Origin of the sequence: Pseudomonas fluorescens (assembly GCF_000968015.1) — a bacterium.
GTDB lineage: Bacteria > Pseudomonadota > Gammaproteobacteria > Pseudomonadales > Pseudomonadaceae > Aquipseudomonas > Aquipseudomonas fluorescens_W.
In genome coordinates, this window is the sequence record NZ_LACH01000017.1 from 231,721 (window position 1) to 251,463 (window position 19,743).

Genomic DNA, 19,743 nt, shown 5'->3' on the forward strand with positions numbered 1-19,743 from the left:
CGCCATGGACGCTTTTAACTACCGTGACGGCGAGCTGTTCGCGGAAGGTGTTGCCCTGTCTGCCATCGCCGAACGCTTTGGCACACCGACCTACGTCTACTCCCGTGCGCACATCGAAGCCCAGTACCTGGCTTACGCCGATGCGCTGGCCGGCATGCCGCACCTGGTCTGCTTTGCGGTCAAGGCCAACTCCAACCTGGGCGTGCTGAATGTCCTGGCACGTCTGGGCGCCGGTTTCGACATCGTCTCCCGTGGCGAGCTGGAACGCGTACTGGCCGCTGGCGGCAGCGCCGACAAAATCGTCTTCTCCGGTGTCGGCAAGACCCGTGACGACATGCGTCGCGCCCTGGAAGTCGGCGTGCATTGCTTCAACGTCGAATCCACCGATGAGCTGGAGCGTCTGCAAGTCGTCGCCGCCGAGCTGGGCGTTCGCGCACCGATCTCGCTGCGCGTGAACCCGGATGTCGACGCCGGCACCCACCCGTATATTTCCACCGGTCTTAAAGAGAACAAGTTCGGCATCGCCATCGCCGACGCCGAAGACGTGTACATCCGCGCCGCCCAACTGCCAAACCTGGAAGTGGTCGGTGTCGATTGCCACATCGGTTCGCAACTGACCACCCTGCCACCCTTCATCGACGCCCTCGACCGCCTGCTGGGCCTGGTTGACCGCCTCGGCGATTGCGGCATTTACCTGCGCCACATCGATCTCGGTGGTGGTTTGGGCGTGCGTTATCGCGATGAAGAGCCGCCATTGGCTGCCGACTACATCAAAGCCGTGCGCGAGCGTCTCGACGGTCGTGACCTGGCGCTGGTGTTCGAGCCGGGCCGCTTTATCGTCGCCAACGCTGGCGTGCTGCTGACCCAGGTCGAGTACCTCAAGCACACCGAACACAAAGACTTCGCCATCGTCGACGCGGCCATGAACGACCTGATCCGCCCGGCGCTGTACCAGGCCTGGATGGACGTCACCGCCGTACGCCCGCGCAATTCCGCTGCCCGTGCCTACGACATCGTCGGGCCGATCTGCGAGACCGGCGACTTCCTGGCCAAAGATCGTGAGCTGGCCCTGGAAGAAGGCGACCTGCTGGCCGTGCATTCGGCCGGTGCCTACGGGTTTGTCATGAGTTCCAACTACAACACCCGCGGCCGTGCCGCTGAAGTGTTGGTGGACGGTGATCAGGCATTTGAAGTGCGTCGCCGTGAGACGGTAGCCGAGTTGTTTGCTGGCGAAAGCCTGCTGCCGGAGTAAAACCATGCTGCTGCGTTTTACCAAGATGCACGGCCTGGGCAATGACTTCATGGTCCTCGACCTGGTCAGCCAGCATGCGCACATCCTGCCCAAACACGCCAAGCAATGGGGCGATCGGCATACGGGTATCGGTTTCGACCAGTTGCTGATCGTCGAAGCGCCCAGCAACCCGGACGTGGATTTCCGCTATCGGATTTTCAACGCCGACGGCTCCGAAGTGGAACAGTGCGGCAACGGTGCGCGCTGTTTCGCACGCTTCGTGCTCGACAAGCGCCTGACCGCGAAGCGGCAGATCCGCGTCGAGACCAAAAGCGGCATCATCGAACTGGATATCCGCAGCGACGGGCAGATCGGTGTCAACATGGGCGCACCGCGCCTGGTGCCGGCCGAGATTCCATTTGAAGCGCCGGAGCAGGCCACGAGCTATCAGGTTGACGTCGACGGCACCCTGGTCGACCTGGCCGCCGTGTCCATGGGCAACCCCCATGCCGTGCTGCGGGTCAGCGACATTAACAATGCACCGGTGCATGAACTGGGGCCGAAAATCGAAAACCATCCGCGCTTCCCGGCGCGGGTCAATGTCGGTTTTCTCCAGGTCATCGACCGGAACCGCGCGCAGCTGCGCGTCTGGGAACGCGGCACCGGGGAAACCCAGGCTTGCGGAACCGGCGCTTGTGCTGCTGCAGTGGCCGCGATCAGCCAGGGGTGGATGGATTCGCCGCTATTGATCGACCTGCCCGGCGGGCGTCTGTCCATTGAATGGGCAGGCCCTGGCCAACCGGTCATGATGACTGGCCCGGCAGTGCGCGTTTATGAAGGACAAGTGCGTCTTTAAGAGAGTCGAATCCATGAAAGATAAGCCCCAGGTTCCCGCCCTACAGCCCGACGAATCCCCTTCCGAAAGCCTTGAGGCGGCGGCGACTGCCGCGTACCTGGAGGCTCATCCGGATTTCTTCGTCAAGCATGAAGACCTGCTCGCAACCTTGCGCATTCCGCACCAGCGCGGCGACACCATCTCGCTGGTCGAACGCCAGATGACCATCCTGCGCGACCGCAATATCGAGCTGCGTCATCGCCTCTCGCACTTGATGGACGTGGCCCGCGACAACGACCGCCTTTTCGACAAGACCCGCCGCCTGATTCTCGCGCTGATGGACGCCACCAGCCTGGAAGACGTGGTGATCAGCGTCGAAGACAGTCTGCGCCAGGACTTCCAGGTGCCCTTCGTCAGCCTGATTCTGCTGGGTGACAATCCCATGCCAGTGGGTCGCTGGGTGACCCATGCCGACGCGCAAACGGCCATCGGCGGCTTGCTCTCGGAAGACAAAAGCGTCAGCGGCAGCCTGCGTGAACACGAACTGGACTTCCTGTTCGGCGAAGAACAGCGTAAGCAGATCGGTTCCACCGCCGTCGTCGCCATCAGTTACCAAGGCATCCACGGCGTCCTGGCCATCGCCAGCCGCGACCCGCAGCACTACAAGAGCTCGGTGGGCACGCTGTTCCTCAGCTACATCGCCGAAGTCATGGGCCGCGTGCTGCCACGGGTCAACACCTCCCTGCGCTCGGTACGCTGATCGTGGAACGGCAACTGGACGCTTACTGCGAACACCTGCGCAGTGAGCGGCAGGTGTCACCCCACACGCTGTACGCCTACCGTCGCGACCTCGACAAAGTGCTGGGCTGGTGCGTCAAACAGAACATCAGCAGTTGGGCGGCCCTGGACATCCAGCGCCTGCGCAGCCTGATCGCTCGCCTGCATTCACAGGGTCAATCGTCGCGCAGCCTGGCGCGGCTGCTGTCGGCAGTGCGCGGGCTCTATCACTATCTGAACCGCGAAGGCCTCTGCGACCACGACCCGGCCAACGGCCTGGCGCCGCCGAAGGGCGAACGTCGGCTGCCAAAAACCCTCGACACCGACCGCGCGCTGCAACTGCTAGAGGGCGCGGTGGAAGATGATTTTCTGGCGCGTCGGGATCAGGCGATTCTGGAGTTGTTCTATTCCTCGGGTTTGCGGCTGTCGGAGCTGACCGGGCTCAATCTGGATCAGCTGGACCTGGCCGACGGCATGGTTCAAGTACTCGGCAAGGGCAGCAAGACCCGACTGCTGCCAGTCGGCAAAAAAGCTCGCGAAGCGCTGGAGTTGTGGCTGCCGCTACGGGCCATGACCAACCCGGCGGACGACGCGGTGTTTGTCAGCCAGCAAGGCCGGCGCCTAGGCCCACGGGCGATTCAAGTGCGGGTTAAAGCCGCTGGCGAGCGCGAGCTGGGACAGAACCTGCATCCGCACATGCTGCGACACTCCTTCGCCAGCCATTTGCTGGAGTCCTCCCAGGACTTGCGGGCGGTTCAGGAATTGCTCGGCCACTCAGACATCAAAACCACCCAGATCTACACCCACCTGGACTTCCAGCACCTGGCGACGGTTTACGACAGCGCCCATCCACGGGCCAAACGCATCAAAGGCGATGAGTCATGAGAATCCAATTAATCACCTTCGACCTCGACGACACCCTGTGGGATACCGCCCCGGTGATCGTCAGCGCCGAAGCCGTACTGCGTGAATGGCTGACCGAACATGCACCGAATCTGGGCGCCGTGCCGGTGGAGCATTTGTGGGCGATTCGCGAACGTATCCTGAGCAGTGAGCCGGGCCTCAAGCACCGCATCAGCGCCCTGCGCCGCCGAGTCTTGTTCCACGCGCTGGAAGAGGCCGGTTACGACCATGATCAAGCTTCGGATCTGGCCGACAAGAGTTTTGAAGTGTTTCTGCATGCGCGGCATCAGCTGGAAATCTTCCCGGAGGTGCAACCGACCCTGGAGACTCTGGCCAATCACTACGCCCTCGGCGTGGTCACCAATGGCAACGCCGATGTGCGTCGGTTAGGGCTGGCGGATTACTTCAAGTTTGCCTTGTGCGCCGAAGACATCGGCATCGGCAAACCGGATGCGCGACTGTTTCATGAGGCGTTGCAACGGGGTGGTGCGACGGCTGAAACGGCCGTGCATATCGGCGATCATCCGGGTGACGACATTGCCGGCGCCCAGCAGGCGGGATTGCGGGCGATCTGGTTTAACCCTGCGGGCAAGGTTTGGGAAGCCGAGAAGGCACCGGATGCCGAGATTCGCAGCTTGAGCGAGTTGCCGGCGTTGTTGGCCCTCTGGAACGCCCAACACCAATCCTGAGATCACCGATATCCCCCTGTAGGAGTGAGCCTGCTCGCGATTGCGGTGTGACATTCAGCACTTATATTGCCTGACACACCGCAATCGCGAGCAGGCTCACTCCTACAGGGGATCGAAGTAGCCCCACGGCTTTTGTTTCGCCCATGAAAAAGCCCGCAGCGACGGCGGGCTTTTTCAGCAAGCAAGTAGCAGGCTCAGATAGGCCGGCTGCCGTACTTGTTGTCAGGCTTCTTGGGCGGATCGGCGACCACATTGGCCTCCACTTCCTGCACCTTGCCGCCCTTGGCCAGGAACTCTTCCATGGCCCGCGCCAGAGCATCACGCTCCTTGTTTTTCGCTTCGACGCTCGGCAGCTCATCGACCGATACCGCTGCCTTGGCTTTGCCTTTGGCGGTCGGAACGGGCGCTTCACCGCCATCGTCTTCAGCGACGTCGTCCGTCGCTGCTTCCAGACCTTCTTCGGTTTCGTCGTCGTCGCCTACTTCGAGGTCGTCGTTTTCCAGATCATCGTCGCTCATGTTCTACCTCATGACTTGCGAAAAGCAGATTAGTTATAGCCCAGCTACGCCATCTGTCGAAGGCCGCCGGAAAAAATTCTACAACCGCTGGTAACCAGCGGTTTATGCCCCTTCACCGTGCACGGTGGCGAGGACTTTACGGGCACCGCCAAAATCACGGTGCTCGCCCAGATAAACGCCTTGCCAGGTCCCCAGCGCCAGTCGGCCTGCCGAAATCGGCAAACTGAGCTGACAGCCAAGCACACTGGCCTTGAAGTGCGCCGGGAGGTCGTCCAGGCCTTCGTCGTTATGCTCATAGCCGTCTGTTCCTTGTGGGATCAGACGATTGAAAAATCGTTCGAAGTCGCGACGTACCGCCGGATCGGCGTTCTCGTTGATGGTCAACGACGCCGAGGTATGCTGCAGCCACAAATGCAACAGACCGACCCGACATGCCTTGAGTTCAGGCAGGCCAGCGAGTAACTCGTCCGTTACCAGATGAAAGCCCCGGGGCCTCGCCCGCAGGGTAATCAGAGTCTGTTGCCACATACAGTTCTCCGCACGTTCGGGGCGCATTCTAGCGCGCTCTGGGAAAAAACAAAGGCCCTAATATTCCTTCTATCATGTAAGCCATTGGCCGCAGAAAAACGCTCGTCGTAAACGCCACTAAACGTGTACGAAAAAACCTTTCAGCAGTTCCTTCACTGACAAACTCCAGACAAAAAAATGCCCGGCAAGCCGGGCAAGTTTTTGGTGCGCGTACTTACAAGTTGTAGCCGCGTTCGTTGTGAAGTGCCAGATCGATGCCGACTGCCTCTTCTTCCTCAGTGATACGCAGCCCCATGACAGCGTCCAGGACCTTAAGGATGATGAAGGTGACGATCGCGGTGTAGATCACCGTGAAGCCCACGCCTTTGCACTGAATCCAGACTTGTGCGGCGATGTCGGTGACGGTGCCGAAACCACCCAGCGACGGTGCAGCGAAGACACCGGTCAGGATCGCGCCGAGGATACCGCCGATACCGTGCACGCCGAAGGCGTCCAGGGAGTCGTCATAGCCGAGTTTGCGTTTCAGGGTGGTGGCGCAGAAGAAGCACACCACACCCGCTGCCAGGCCGATGACCAGAGCGCCCATCGGGCCCACGGTGCCAGCGGCTGGCGTGATTGCAACCAGACCGGCCACAACACCCGAAGCGATACCCAGGGCACTTGGTTTGCCGTGAGTGATCCACTCGGCAAACATCCAGCCCAGTGCAGCGGCGGCGGTTGCGATCTGGGTCACGAGCATTGCCATGCCGGCAGTGCCGTTGGCAGCTGCGGCGGAACCGGCGTTGAAGCCGAACCAGCCAACCCACAACATGGCCGCGCCCATCAGGGTGTAACCGAGGTTGTGTGGCGCCATCGGGGTGGTCGGGAAGCCTTTGCGTTTGCCCAGTACCAGGCAGGCAATCAGACCCGCCACACCGGCGTTGATATGCACCACGGTGCCGCCGGCGAAGTCCAGCACGCCCCAGTCCCACAACAGGCCGCCGTTACCGGACCAGACCATGTGCGCGATGGGTGCATAAACCAGGGTGAACCAGACGCCCATGAAGATCAGCATCGCGGAGAACTTCATCCGCTCGGCGAAGGCACCGACGATCAGCGCAGGGGTGATGATGGCGAACGTCATCTGGAAGGTGACGAACACCGCTTCAGGGAACAGCGCCGCAGGGCCGGTCAGGCTCGCTGGCGTGACACCGGCGAGGAATGCCTTGCCCATGCCACCGAAGAACGAATTGAAGTTGATGACGCCCTGTTCCATGCCGGTGGTGTCGAACGCGATGCTGTAGCCATAAATGACCCACAGGATGCTGATCAGGCCGGTAATGGCGAAGCACTGCATCATCACGGAAAGAATGTTTTTGGAGCGAACCATGCCGCCGTAGAACAGCGCAAGGCCGGGAATGGTCATGAACAGCACGAGGGCTGTCGAGGTCATCATCCAGGCAGTGTCGCCGGAGTTGAGGACTGGGGCCGCCACTTCGTCTGCCGCCATAGCCAGGCCGGGCATTACGAGGGACAACAGGGCTCCTAGCCCTGCGAATTTACGCAGAGTCATATTGTTTTCTCCTGGGGCGTTGGGTTTGTGGCGGCTTAGATTGCGTCGGTATCGGTTTCGCCGGTACGGATGCGAATCGCCTGTTCCAGATTGACCACGAAGATCTTGCCGTCCCCGATCTTGCCGGTGTTGGCAGCCTTGGTTATCGCCTCGATAACCCGGTCAAGATCCTTGTCGTCAATGGCGACATCGATCTTCACCTTTGGCAGGAAATCGACCACGTATTCCGCGCCGCGATACAGCTCGGTGTGACCCTTCTGCCGACCGAAGCCTTTGACTTCAGTAACGGTAATGCCCTGCACGCCGATCTCGGACAGCGACTCGCGTACGTCGTCCAGTTTGAACGGCTTGATGATGGCAGTGACTAGCTTCATGAAAACTCTCTCCCGAATTGGTGGACTTGCCCCAGGAAAACAAACCCGACTCAAGTCTAAGCGCAGTGCCTGGCTTTGTAACGCATCGTCGGCCTTACCTGCCCGTCCGACGCCTGCTAACCACTCCGCACGAAACACTTCCCCCGTTCCGCTTGGCGCACTGCATTCGTCACAGCGACTGCATCAGTGCATGGTTTGCTACTGACTAAGCAGAAAGCTTGCCATTTCCACAAAATCCTCAGTTTTCAAGCCTTTGGCGGTAGATGCCAACCACATCGCCGCAACACCTGACGCGTTACGCACAACAACGGTGCGATGCCGTCCGTCCGCATGCGCGAAAAGCGTGCATCCCTGCCGCCGGAATTGACTATAGACACTGCGTGATACACTGCCCGCCATTGTTGACAGGACATTTGCCATGCTCGCACCCAAAGACTTCCTCGACGCCCTGACCGGCACCGCCTCACGCCTCTTCAGCGGCGACACTCCACTGCCGAAAAGCGAAATCGAAAGCCAGTTCAAGGCTTTGTTGCAGAGTGGCTTCAGCAAGCTGGACCTGGTGAGCCGGGAAGAGTTCGATAGCCAGATGGTCGTGCTCGCACGGACCCGGGCACGGTTGGAGAGTCTTGAGGCGAAGGTGGCGGAGCTTGAAGCGAAGCTGAATCCACCGGCCGAGTAACACCACCGATCAACTGTGGGAGCGAGCCTGCTCGCGATTAGAGTCACCTCGGTCTACCAGCCCTCCCACTCTGGATAGACCACCCCTGTAGGAGCTGCCGAAGGCTGCGATCTTTTGATCTTCCGCCCCGCCACTATCTCGGCAACGTCCTACAAAGATCACCACCGCCGTCCGATTGCGCCGTGAAGCTCCGGTTCCTAAGCTCACCCTCAGCTGAATGTTCAGCACTGGGTTTGGCGACCTGGAAGCTTAAGGAGCACGACGACCATCCTCGAGTCATGGCGGTTGTGCGTGGGAGATCTTCGGGTCTGCCGGGTTCCTTTTGCTCCGGTTCGCCAACCTGCGTACAACTGCCACCCAATTGTTTGGCGACGATTGTCGGCAGCCCTCTTAGCAAAAGGAGCTGTATCAATGAATTGTGATGACGCTTATCTAACTCCCCAAGTCTTCACCCGCCACAAACTCCACCTCCACGCCCTCCTCCTGCAAAACCAACCCTGGTTCAACGCCCGAGACCTGGGCCGCCTGCTTCGCCTCTACCTCGACGAACGCGCCGTCCGCAAACTCGACCCCGATCAACATCAGTCCGCGCGAGTCCTCACCCACGGCACCATCGAAAACACCCTGCTAATCAGCGAGTCCGGCGTCTACGCCCTGCTGGTCTACCACTACTGCCCCGAATACCGAGGCCTGCGCGAATGGCTGACCCACGACGTGGTGCCAGCCCTTAGAGATGCCCAACAACCGACGTCAACCGAACGCCCGATACTGAGCCTGCTGAACTGGCCAGAAATGTCGTTGAGTTTGCTGCACTGGAATAACCAGCCGTGGATTCGGTTGCAGGATGTTCCGCACATGCTGCCCGACAGTGAACGGCAACAGCGTGCGGTTAATGCACCGTGGTGGAAACGCGCTTCGCGGGTGTTGCAATCGCTTTAGGTAGCTAAAGCGCAACCACGTTCGATTTCGGCTTTACGCAGATCGTAAGTCGATTGCAGATTCAGCCAGAACTCGGGCGTGGTGTTCAGGCAACGAGATAGCTTCCCTGCCAGATCAGCGCTGACACTACGCTGGTGCATCACGATTTCGGTTACCGCTTTCAACGACTCGCCCAACGAACGAGCGAAAGCTGATTCTGAAATGCCCAACGGCCCAAGAAACTCCTCCCTGAGGATTTCGCCGGGATGAACCGGTCGCCTTCCACTACTGTTCATTTTCCTCTCCGAAGTCACCGATCAATCGATGATCATAAGCAACCCTGCCAGACAGACAACAGCACTCACACCCTTTCGCCGGAATCCTTCATTGATTTAGGCAAGGTCCTACAAAAACATCATCCCGCGACTGATTACGTCGCAAATCCCCACTCCCTTACGCTTCACCCATCAGAAAGACACTCGCAACATCCTGCGAAAATTTGACGCCTGCGCCGTCACGCGCCCCCGACTACCCTTCAAAAAACCGCAGGAAGCGGTTCCCGTAAAGCTCAAGGAACGACCATGTCCCTCTCCATCGTCCACAGCCGCGCCCAGATTGGTGTCGATGCGCCCGCCGTCACCGTAGAAGTCCATCTGGCCAACGGTCTGCCGTCACTGACGATGGTCGGTTTACCCGAAGCAGCAGTGAAGGAAAGCAAGGATCGGGTACGCAGCGCGATCATCAATTCAGGCCTGCAATTTCCGGCGCGGCGCATCACGCTGAATCTCGCGCCTGCGGACTTACCGAAGGACGGCGGGCGGTTTGATCTGGCGATTGCCTTGGGGATTCTGTCCGCCAGCGTGCAAGTACCGACGCTGACGCTGGATGACATTGAATGCCTGGGAGAATTGGCGCTGTCAGGCGCGGTACGTGCTGTGAGGGGCGTGTTGCCGGCTGCGCTGGCCGCACGAAAGGCCGGGCGCTCGCTGATGGTGCCGCGGGCGAACGCCGAGGAGGCGTGCCTTGCGTCGGGGCTGAAGGTGTTTGCCGTGGATCACCTGCTGGAAGCCGTTGCGCACTTCAATGGACATTCGCCGGTTGAGCCCTACGTTTCCAACGGGTTGCTCTACGCCAGCAAGCCGTATCCCGACTTGAATGAGGTGCAGGGGCAAATCTCGGCAAAGCGCGCATTGCTGATTGCGGCAGCTGGGGCTCATAACCTGCTGTTTAGCGGACCGCCCGGGACCGGGAAAACGCTGCTGGCGAGTCGTTTGCCAGGCCTGCTTCCTCCACTGGCCGAAAATGAAGCGCTGGAAGTCGCAGCCATTCAATCCGTCACCAGTTGCGTGCCCTTGAGCCACTGGCCGCAAAGACCCTTCCGCCAGCCCCATCACTCAGCTTCCGGCCCAGCGTTGGTGGGCGGTGGATCGAAGCCACAACCCGGCGAAATTACCCTCGCCCATCATGGCGTGCTTTTCCTCGATGAGCTTCCGGAATTCGACCGTAAAGTTCTGGAGGTTTTGAGGGAGCCGCTGGAGTCCGGGCACATCGTGATTTCACGCGCCAAGGATCGCGTGAGGTTTCCGGCGCGCTTTCAATTGGTGGCCGCGATGAACCCCTGCCCCTGTGGATATTTAGGCGAACCCAGCGGCAAATGCAGTTGTACACCGGACATGGTCCAGCGTTATCGCAACAAATTGTCGGGACCTCTCCTGGACCGGATCGACCTGCACCTGACCGTCGCTCGCGAAGCCACGGCGTTGAATCCTGCTCTAAAACCCGGCGATGACACCGCCACTGCTGCGGTGCTGGTCGCCGATGCCCGGGAGCGGCAACACAAACGCCAAGGTTGCGCCAACGCATTCCTTGATCTGCCAGGTCTGCGAAAACACTGCAAGTTATCCACAATCGACGAAACCTGGCTCGAAACAGCCTGCGAACGACTGACCTTGTCGTTGAGATCCGCACATCGATTACTCAAGGTAGCGCGAACCCTCGCAGACCTTGAGCAGCTGGATGGCATCACTCGTGGCCATCTGGCTGAAGCGCTGCAATACCGGCCAACCTCCAGCTGATGAAATCACTCCTTGGTCAAATCCACCAACGGCGCCTGCCGCACCTCAGTCTCCCGACCACCCTGTATCTCGCTCACCGTTTTCAAAGCCTTATCCACAGCCCCTTTATCCGCCAGCAAGCTATACCGGATCTGAAACTGCCTCTGCTCTTTAACCCCAATCATCGGCACCAAACCAAGCGGCCGCTGATACCGACGGTTATAGGAAAAACTCGTCCCCGGCTCCAACCCGGTCACATACCCCTGCCCCTGCGTATCCGTGTTCTTCCACAACGAAAAAACCGGCAACTGCTGAGTATTAAATCCAACCGACACCCCAAGGCTCCCGGCCTTGTTATGCAGCACGGTCAATGTGTCGCCCTTGGCGTCGCCATAAGGCACCACGTTGTAGACCGTCTCGTCGTAGTCCTTGGTCGGCGCGCGGTAGGTTTGCCAATCCGGCAGATCCCCTTTGGCCTTGTCATTGAACGGCGAGACCTGTTTCACCGGTGCAGCAAAGCGTGCGCCCTGCTCCAGGAATGGGGTGCTGAAGTTACTGTGGTACAGCGCTTGGTATTCCTTTGGATAATCGCCGTTGTTGGTGAGGGTGTCGTTGAGGGTGAACGCTGCGCTGCCAGGTTCAGTGACCAGTTCGGTCATCACCGAGAAGTCGACTTTCTTGAACGCCTGCTCTTTCAGCTCGCCGCGCAAGCTGATGGCGTAAGGTGGTTTTTCATCGATGTGCAAAGTGACTTTGCTGGCCGGGATGTTGGCGGCGCGACCGTGGAGCGTCAGCAGCTCACCGTTATCCATGCCAGGGTGACCGACCCACTCGTAGCCGCAGCGGGCGACCAGTTCGTTAAAGCCCTCAAGCCAGCCCAGCCCGCCGCGACCGTTGAGTTCGATAAAGGACGGATTGACCACGTCCTTGACCGGCGAATCCCAGCCCATGCGCACATTACCGACCGACGCCTGCAGAACGTTCATCCCGCGAGTGGGGACCACCGAGAGCTTCATTGTGCCGTTATCGATATCGACGATGCTGACGCCCTCCTGCCGACCGCCGTGCAAATTACGAAGGGACACAGAGAAGGGTTTGTCGGTTTTCACACCAAGTTGCTGGCTGGTGATCTGCCAGTTTTGGGCAGCCTTGTCGCTGTCGAGCAGGACATAGTCCCAAGCCATGGCGTGGGAGGCGGACAGCGCGCCAAAGGCAACGACGATTTTGAGCGGAGTCATGGGGAAGCCTTTCTTGGAGTTGTGCATTTTTTATAGCGCTGATGAAACGATTCAGCAAGCTTAAAATGCTTACGCCCGAGCCTCCCCAGGCGAATAAAAATTGACCCCATGCAACCTCTGCACGCTTACGCTAGTCTCATACGGTTTCGAGGCCTCCGGCTGATTGACGGCGACATCATTATGACATTAAGGTCGCCGGCTAATTGCAGGAGCAAGAACAGACACCTTTGTCTGTCATTTTTGCGCAACAGAACATATGGAGTTTGAATGCGCGGGGCACTATTACGCAGCGGTAAGAGCGGGTCATTCACTGCCCTGGGCGAGACAGGTCAACCGGTTTACCGGGCGGCCCTGCAATTGCGCGAAGCCATTCGCCGCAAGAACCCTGAAATGGTCGATCATCTGGCCATTCCTCAAAGCGATGAACTTGGCAACCAGATCGATTGGTACAGCGGCCTCGACGGCGATGTGATCCCGTGGAGCAGCGCGACTGAAGAAGAACGCGCCCCTGCCCGCCGCCAACTCGAAGCGCTGAAGACCGCGCTCGAGGAATTGAGCCAGCGTTTCCTGGGCACTGATTCCGGCGAACAGCAGCAAGGCGACAAAGCCGTGTTCGGCAAGCTGCTCAAGCGCGTGATTCATTTCCCCGATGAGAATTTCGTCTACCTGGTGCAAGGCAAGCCGGTGCTGACCTTTTGGGGTTTCGAGCATGCCGGTACCGGCAATCGTGATCCCCTGCACTGCCTCTATCAGGTTCCGCCCGCGTTTACGCTGCCCCCTGTGGTCGAAGCCGCGCCTGTCGTTGCGCCCGTCGTGCCGGTGGTTGCTCGTCCGTGGTGGCGTCGCTGGTGGTGGCTGTTGCTGCTGCCGTTCCTGCTGCTGCTTTTGTGGCTGTTGCTCGGTTTGCGTGGTTGCGTGCCGATTCCGTTGGTGGCGGTAGACCTGCTGCCTGAGGGCATCGTGCCGGTGGAAAAACAGCTGGAAGAGCCGCAACTGACCGGCAATGCCACGACGCTGAACGGCGTTCCAGTGACGGGCACCGTTGTAGGCTCCACCACTGGAACCGGCACCGGTACTGCCGTGACCGGAACTCAGGACGTGGAAGCGCCAGCCGTTGAGGGCAACGAGGCTGATGCAGCGCCGGCCGACCTGGCCAAAGACCCAGCTAAAGACGCAGCCAAAGACCCGGCAGCCGAATCGCCCGCCACCCCGCCCGAAAACAAAACCGCGCCGCCGGATATCACATCGCCCGAGGCCGAAAAATCCGCCGCCGCAAAACCCGGCCCTCCCCTGAGCATTCCGCCAGACGCCGCCGACGGTGCCGCCAAGTTCCTCGACGGTCAGTTCCGCGCCGGTGCCGGTATTCAGGATCGCCGAACCGGCAAACCCCTGCGTCTGGAATACCAGCTCAAGGACGGTAAGGGCGAAGTCACCGTACACCAGGCCGACGGCACGAAATGCAGCGGGCCGGTGAGCGCTACTATGAAGGGTGGCAGCCTGGCCATCGACAGTCAGGGCCAGGCCGTGTGTGGCGATGGCAGCACTTACGACATGCCCAAGGTCAACTGCCGCAAAGGGGCGACCACCGTCGCAGACTGCACCGGCGGTTATGGCAAAGAACAATTCCCCATGTCCATGCGGCACGTGGCCGAATAAAAACGGAATAACCCGACATGTTGCCTGAAGTCACCCAATTCGAAGACACCGTCACGCTGGTCAGCGACACCGGCATCCAGTTCATGGATTTCGCCCTGCGCCTGGATCCTCGCAAAGAACCGGCGGGCGAGTTCGCGCCGATGATCAGCGGGTTGATCTGCCGCCTGTCGTACAACGAAGAGAAAGACTTCTTTTTCTACGAGCCGGAGCCGGAAAAGGTCGAAAAAGCCAAACCTGCGTTCAGCGTCGACATGAAAAGCAGCCTCGAGCTGCTCGACGGTGTCTGGCTGCCGACCCCGTTTTTCCGTTTCATGCCGCCGTACCGCTTCGACGAAGGCCCGACCAACTGGTCGCGCATGCGCCTGGTCAAACTGGCGACACCCGACATCGACGGCAACACCCACCGCCTGACTATGGCCTTCGACAGCCGCGTGATGCCCAAGCGTGACGGCACCGCTTACCTGGCGCCAAACGAAGAAGACATCAGCTCCGGCGTGTCCTTCAAACTGGCGACGAAGGCCAGCGAAACCCGCTGGTTCCTGGCCCAGCCGTGGGTCAATGAGTGGCTGCTGGAAGTGTTCAACGAGGGCAATGCCCACCGCTCGCGCGCAGAGCTGGACACCGACATCCGTGCCAACTATCACTTGGCGCACTACCTCAACTTGCTCAGTCTGCTGAGCAATCCGTCCGCCGCCCAGCAGTCGACGAGCCGTGCGAAAGTTGAAATCCCTGAGCTGAAAGTCGTCGCCAACGACAGCAATGGCTTGGTCAAACCGATTCCGGTGGACCTGGTGCTGGACGTCGGCAACTCGCGCACCTGCGGAATCCTGATCGAAAACCACGGTCAGGCCGGTTCCGGGTTGAAACAGAACTACGTGCTGGAACTGCGCGACCTGATCACCCCCGAACACACTTACAGCCTGCCGTTCGAAAGCCGTGTGGAATTCGCCCAGGCGTACTTCGGCAAGGACCACTGCTCGGTCAAAAGCGGCCGGCACGATGCGTTCCAATGGGCGACTATTGCCCGCGTCGGCAATGAGGCCAGCCGTCTGGCCAGTCGTCGCCGTGGTACCGAAGGCTCCACTGGCCTGTCCAGCCCGAAACGTTATCTGTGGGACGAAAACGCCTACGGCCACGGCTGGCGCTTCAACTGCTCGTACATCAAGACCGACAGCGAGCCGTACGCCACTGCCGCGCCGTTCTCGCACCTGATCAATGAAACCGGCGAGGCGCTTTACAGCCTCGAAGAAGACGATCGCCTGCCCGTGTTCATGCCGCGTTATTCGCGCAGCTCGTTGATGACCTTCATGCTCGCTGAAGTACTGGCCCAGGCGCTGTCGCAAATCAACAGCCCGGCCCAGCGCTCGCGTCAGGGGCACACCCGCGTGCCGCGCCAGCTCAACAGCATCACTCTGACCGTGCCGCCGGGCATGCCGCAGGCCGAGCGCAGCATTCTCAACGAACGCATGCTGCAAGCCATCGGCCTGGTGTGGAAAAGCCTCGGCTGGCATGCCGGCGAGGAAGACCCACATCAGGATCAGGCCGTCAGCCCGCGTACGCCGATCCCGAGCATCCGCGTGGAATGGGACGAAGCGTCCTGCGGCCAGTTGGTGTACCTGTACACCGAGGTCAACGAGAATTTCGCCGGTCACCCGGAAGAGTTTTTCGACACCATCGCCCGGCCAGACAAGACCGACCGCGAACGCATCACCCTGGCGACCATCGACATCGGCGGTGGTACCACGGACCTGGTGATCACTGACTATCGCCTCGACCGTGCCGGCAACACCGGCAGCGGCAGCAACGTGCACATCGTGCCCGAGCAGCGTTTTCGCGATGGTTTCAAAGTGGCCGGCGATGACATCCTGCTGGACGTGATTCAGGACTTCATCCTGCCGAGCTTCGAAAAAGCCTTGCAGAACGCCGGTGTGAAAGCCCCGGATTCGCTGATGTCACGCCTGTGTGGCGATGAATCGGTCAGTGCCCAGGACATGATCCTGCGCCAGCAATTGAACCTGCAAGTGTTCGCACCGCTGGGCCTGGCGCTGCTCAAGGCGTACGAGCATTACGATCCGCAAGTGCCACAAGAAGTCACCCCGCAAAGCTACCGCCAATTGCTCGGCGACAACGCGATCAGCCAGACCGTGCTCGACTACGTCAACGCCGCGGTGCGCCGCGATGTCGGCGGTCAGAGCGGTTTCGACCTGTATGACGCGCCGATCAGTTTCGACCTGCAGAAGCTTCACGCCGCGTTCCTCAACGACCAGATCAACATCACCAAGATTCTCGGTGCGCTGTGTGAAGTGGTCGCGCATTACCCGTGCGATGTCTTGCTGCTGACCGGCCGCCCTTCCCGCCTGCCTGGCATCCAGGCATTCATTCGCAAGGTGCTGCCGCTGCCACCGGGGCGCATTCTGGCGCTGCAAAACTACCGCACTGGCGGCTGGTACCCGTTCCACAAGAACGGCCGGATCGACGACCCGAAAAGCACCGCGTCGGTGGGCGCCATGCTCTGCCTGTTGTGCGCCAACCACAGCGTGCCGAACTTCTACTTCCGTGCTTCGGCGCTCAAGCCGTATTCGACCGTCAAGCACATCGGCGTGATCGACCTGAACAACGTGATCAAGGATGCCGACGTGCTGTACCGCGACATCCAGTCCGAAGACTATAAAATCAAGCTGCCGGAAATCGGTGTTGGCGATGCCGCCGACACGCCACAACTGGAAATGCGCGGCGATCTGCGCCTCGGTTTCCGTCAGTTGGCCACCGACCGCTGGGCCGCCTCGCCGCTGTATACCTTGCGGTTCACCAAGGCCGGTCGGGAGAAGTTTTCCCGCGCGATCGGTGAAAACGGCAGCGCGCCGCTGCTCAAGGTGCGGTTCGAGGTCAAGCCGGCGGACAAGTACACACGCAAGCAGGATCTAGTCAGCGACCGCCTCTCGGTTCGCGACATCGAATCCAACAGTAACAACGTCAACTTCAACCCGCGCAGCGACCTCGAGCTGGAACTCAACACCATGCTTGACGCCGGCCTGAGCGAGACCAAGTACTGGCTCGACAGTGGAAGTGTGAAACGCAAATGAATGATCTGACCCCCGATCAAACTCAGCTCTCTGCCAGTTGGGCCGCTGTTTATAACGGTGCCGGTCAGGCGCTGGACTGGATTGCCCAGACGCGCGGCAACGCGCCACGCCTGGACAGCGAAGCCGACAACCTGAACATCCGCCTGCACCGCGCCCGCAACCTGGCTCACAGCCTCGGTCGCGTGGCCTGCACGCCGATGACCATTGGTTTTTTCGGCTTGTCGCAAGCCGGCAAGTCCTACCTGATCTCGGCCCTCGCCGCCGGTCAGAACGGCAAACTGGAAACTGATTTCGGTGGCCAGCGCCTGGACTTCATCAAGCACATCAACCCGGTGGGTGGCGGCAAGGAAGCCACCGGTCTGGTGACGCGCTTCAGCCGTCGGGCGACGGAGAGTCAGGACAATGACTTTCCGGTAGAGCTCACGCTGTTCAAGGAAATCGAGCTGGCGAAGATTCTCGCCAACTCCTGGTTCAAGGATTTCGACCTCGAGCGCATTTCCTACGAGATCGACGAAGAGCGCATCCAGCGCGTACTCAAGCCGTTCGAAGGCCGTGAAACCGGGCCACTGCAAACGGGCGTCAACGCCGATGATCTGGTGTCGCTGTGGGATTACCTGCGGGACAACTTCCGCAACTCGGTGAAGAAACTCGAACACCTGTATTGGCCCACGGCGCTGCAACTGGCGCCTCGGCTGAATTTCCAGGAACGCGCCGAGCTGTTTTCCATCCTGTGGGGAGAGCAAAGCGAGCTGACGCGCGTGTACCAGCAACTGGCCGGCGCGTTGCACACGCTGGGCCTGCCTGAGACCGTGTTCGCGCCATTGAAGGCGTTGGTGAGTTTCGAAAACGACACCTACAGCCAGCGCGACAGCATCATGAACGTCGACATCCTCGAACGCTTCGGCAGCCCGCGGGACTTGCCGATTGATGTTCGACCACTGGTTGGCGGTCACCTGCAAAGCAGTCAGGGCATTGCGGTCGCGCAACTGGCGGCACTGACCGCCGAAATGACCTTCCGCCTGATCGAAGCGCCGGCGGATGACATCGTCAATCAGGTCGACTTGCTGGACTTCCCCGGTTATCGCGGGCGCAAGAAACTGCACGAGATCGCCGATTCCAACGACCCGCAATCCGCCACCAAGGACAACTCCGTTTCGCAGCTGATCCTGCGCGGCAAGGTCGCCTATCTGTTCGAGCGCTACACCGACAACCAGGAAATGAACGCGCTGGTGGTCTGCACCGGCTCGACCAAGCAGAGCGACGTCAACGACGTGGGCCCGGTGCTGACCCGCTGGATCGAAAAGACCCAGGGCGCTGACTCGGCCGCTCGCAGCAAGCGCGACACCGGTCTGATCTGGGCGTTGACCATGCTCGACCTGCGCATCACCAATTCCCTGAGCCTGACGCCTGATCAGTACGACGAGAGCTGGAACGGCATGGTCAAGCTGACCATGCTGGAGCGCTTCGGCAGCCTGAGCTGGATGAGCGACTGGGCCGGCACACCGTTCCAGAACACCTACCTGGTGCGCAAACCACGCATGGACGCGGCGTTCATCGAGCAAGACGCGACGGGTGCGGAAACCGGCCTCAATGCCAGCTACCAGGAGCGAGTCGACGCCCTGGGTACAAGCTTTGTCAGCAACGACCTGGTGTGCAAACACATCCACGATCCTGCCAACGCCTGGAAAGAAATGCTGCGCAACGATGACGGTGGCATCAGCCACTTCAGCGGCAGTTTCAAAGGCGTGGCCAATCTCGAATTCAAATTGCAGCGCATCCGCGAACAATTGAGCGAATGCCTCGAAGGCCTGACCACTCACGGTCTGAGCACCTGGTACCACGCCGACGGCGACGGTGCCGCTGCCGCCAAAAAAGCCCAGGCGCAGATGATTCTGACCGGCCTGGGCCGTCGCCCGGCAGTGCTCGGTGAGCTGATCGATCAACTCGACATGCCAAGCGAAGAGGTCCGCGACCTGTACCTCAGTGGCGTATACGAAACTGATGAAGAGCCGGCCGCGAACGACGAACCAGTCGCCCCGACACCGAGCCAGAGCCTGTACGGCAATGACGCCGGTTTCGACTTCGATTTCGGTGACGACCTGAGCCACGACGCGCCGGTCAGCAGCAACACCGGCACCCCGGCGCCCGAACTGCAAAGCAATGAACACCGATTCGCCAAAGCGGCATTCAAGGCCTGGATTGCGCACCTGCGTGAACTGACCACCCGGCAAAGCCTGCTCAACCTCCTGGGGTTGGAAAAAGCATTGCTGGAGGCAGTGGTCGACGAACTGATCACCGCCGGCTATCGCCAGGATTTGCCGGGGCAACTGAGCCGTGCGGTCCTCAAGCGTGCACAAAGCGGCGCACGGCGCGATCAACTGGTCGAGCGCCAGGTACTGGAAGTGCAACGGGTACTGCGCGATTTCGTGTCCTGGTTCGGCTACCTCCAGAAGCCGGTAAGCGAGCGTCCGAACAGCCGCGCCGGTGCCAAGGCGCCGCTGTTCTCGTTCTACACCGACATCGGCCCGGGACAAGTGCCCGTGCTACCGGCGCAACCAGCGAATCAGGCGCAACGGTATCTCGGCGACTGGCTCTCGGGCCTGGCCTACCTCACACAGGACAATGCCGGCCATGGCGCCGGACGTGAAATCACCCCTGAACAGAACGAACGGCTGGGCCACGTGCTCACAGCCTTCACAGCGAGATAA

Annotated in this window: 17 protein-coding genes; 11 read left to right on the forward strand and 6 right to left on the reverse strand. The window is 60.3% G+C overall.

Going from position 1 to position 19,743, the window contains the following annotated elements:
* Positions 1–4 precede the first annotated feature (4 nt).
* The 5 genes from lysA to VD17_RS10770 are packed head-to-tail and all read left to right on the forward strand — an operon-like array spanning position 5 to position 4,435.
* Complete coding sequence (gene lysA, locus VD17_RS10750; RefSeq protein WP_046053812.1) at positions 5–1,252, forward strand: diaminopimelate decarboxylase; 1,248 nt, start codon at positions 5–7, stop codon at positions 1,250–1,252.
* 4 nt (positions 1,253–1,256) lie between these two features.
* On the forward strand, positions 1,257–2,087 hold the full coding sequence (gene dapF / locus VD17_RS10755; RefSeq protein WP_046053813.1) for a diaminopimelate epimerase: 831 nt from the start codon (positions 1,257–1,259) through the stop codon (positions 2,085–2,087).
* Between the two features lie 13 nt (positions 2,088–2,100).
* Positions 2,101–2,826: a DUF484 family protein gene (locus VD17_RS10760; protein WP_046053814.1), complete on the forward strand. Its 726-nt coding sequence runs from the start codon at positions 2,101–2,103 to the stop codon at positions 2,824–2,826.
* A 2-nt stretch (positions 2,827–2,828) separates the two neighbouring features.
* On the forward strand, positions 2,829–3,728 hold the full coding sequence (gene xerC, locus VD17_RS10765) for a tyrosine recombinase XerC (protein ID WP_008150257.1): 900 nt from the start codon (positions 2,829–2,831) through the stop codon (positions 3,726–3,728).
* Positions 3,725–4,435 (forward strand): HAD family hydrolase, encoded by a 711-nt coding sequence (locus VD17_RS10770; protein ID WP_033060688.1) that lies wholly within the window; start codon positions 3,725–3,727, stop codon positions 4,433–4,435. The genes xerC and VD17_RS10770 overlap by 4 nt, the downstream gene beginning before the upstream one ends.
* A 194-nt stretch (positions 4,436–4,629) precedes the next feature.
* Here the strand turns inward: VD17_RS10770 and sutA are convergent, their stop codons facing one another.
* The 4 genes from sutA to glnK all read right to left on the reverse strand — a co-directional run bounded on the left by sutA (position 4,630) and on the right by glnK (position 7,407).
* The gene (gene sutA, locus VD17_RS10775; protein ID WP_033060690.1) at positions 4,630–4,953 is read right to left on the reverse strand and encodes a transcriptional regulator SutA; all 324 of its coding nucleotides are present in this window, start codon (positions 4,951–4,953) and stop codon (positions 4,630–4,632) included.
* Positions 4,954–5,055: 102 nt separating this feature from the next.
* On the reverse strand, positions 5,056–5,481 hold the full coding sequence (locus VD17_RS10780; protein WP_033060691.1) for a secondary thiamine-phosphate synthase enzyme YjbQ: 426 nt from the start codon (positions 5,479–5,481) through the stop codon (positions 5,056–5,058).
* 214 nt (positions 5,482–5,695) lie between these two features.
* Positions 5,696–7,033, reverse strand: coding sequence for an ammonium transporter (locus VD17_RS10785; RefSeq protein ID WP_033060693.1), 1,338 nt, complete (start codon positions 7,031–7,033; stop codon positions 5,696–5,698).
* Positions 7,034–7,068: 35 nt separating this feature from the next.
* Positions 7,069–7,407, reverse strand: coding sequence for a P-II family nitrogen regulator (glnK, locus tag VD17_RS10790; RefSeq protein WP_002555808.1), 339 nt, complete (start codon positions 7,405–7,407; stop codon positions 7,069–7,071).
* A 418-nt stretch (positions 7,408–7,825) separates the two neighbouring features.
* On the opposite strand from glnK, the gene VD17_RS10795 reads away from it, so the two are divergent.
* Both VD17_RS10795 and VD17_RS10800 read left to right on the forward strand, forming a co-directional pair.
* Positions 7,826–8,086 (forward strand): accessory factor UbiK family protein, encoded by a 261-nt coding sequence (locus tag VD17_RS10795; RefSeq protein WP_007942366.1) that lies wholly within the window; start codon positions 7,826–7,828, stop codon positions 8,084–8,086.
* 411 nt (positions 8,087–8,497) lie between these two features.
* A complete protein-coding gene (locus tag VD17_RS10800; protein WP_046053815.1) occupies positions 8,498–9,025 on the forward strand; it encodes a BRO-N domain-containing protein in 528 nt (175 codons plus the stop codon).
* On the opposite strand, the gene VD17_RS10805 is transcribed toward VD17_RS10800, so the two are convergent.
* Positions 9,022–9,300 (reverse strand): HigA family addiction module antitoxin, encoded by a 279-nt coding sequence (locus VD17_RS10805; RefSeq protein ID WP_046053816.1) that lies wholly within the window; start codon positions 9,298–9,300, stop codon positions 9,022–9,024. The two genes, VD17_RS10800 and VD17_RS10805, sit on opposite strands and share 4 nt — an antisense overlap.
* Positions 9,301–9,585: 285 nt before the next feature.
* Here VD17_RS10805 and VD17_RS10810 point away from each other — a divergent pair, with 285 nt between their 5' ends.
* Positions 9,586–11,079 (forward strand): YifB family Mg chelatase-like AAA ATPase, encoded by a 1,494-nt coding sequence (locus tag VD17_RS10810; protein WP_046053817.1) that lies wholly within the window; start codon positions 9,586–9,588, stop codon positions 11,077–11,079.
* 5 nt (positions 11,080–11,084) lie between these two features.
* Here VD17_RS10810 and VD17_RS10815 read toward each other — a convergent pair whose 3' ends face one another.
* On the reverse strand, positions 11,085–12,296 hold the full coding sequence (locus tag VD17_RS10815) for an aldose 1-epimerase family protein (protein ID WP_046053818.1): 1,212 nt from the start codon (positions 12,294–12,296) through the stop codon (positions 11,085–11,087).
* Between the two features lie 267 nt (positions 12,297–12,563).
* Between VD17_RS10815 and VD17_RS10820 the strand changes: the two genes are divergently transcribed.
* From VD17_RS10820 to VD17_RS10830, 3 genes are read left to right on the forward strand one after another with little or no spacing between them, the layout of a single operon-like run.
* On the forward strand, positions 12,564–13,952 hold the full coding sequence (locus VD17_RS10820; RefSeq protein WP_046053819.1) for an SrfA family protein: 1,389 nt from the start codon (positions 12,564–12,566) through the stop codon (positions 13,950–13,952).
* A 17-nt stretch (positions 13,953–13,969) separates the two neighbouring features.
* The gene (locus VD17_RS10825) at positions 13,970–17,035 is read left to right on the forward strand and encodes a virulence factor SrfB (RefSeq protein WP_046053820.1); all 3,066 of its coding nucleotides are present in this window, start codon (positions 13,970–13,972) and stop codon (positions 17,033–17,035) included.
* Complete coding sequence (locus tag VD17_RS10830) at positions 17,032–19,743, forward strand: putative virulence factor (RefSeq protein ID WP_046053821.1); 2,712 nt, start codon at positions 17,032–17,034, stop codon at positions 19,741–19,743. The genes VD17_RS10825 and VD17_RS10830 overlap by 4 nt, the downstream gene beginning before the upstream one ends.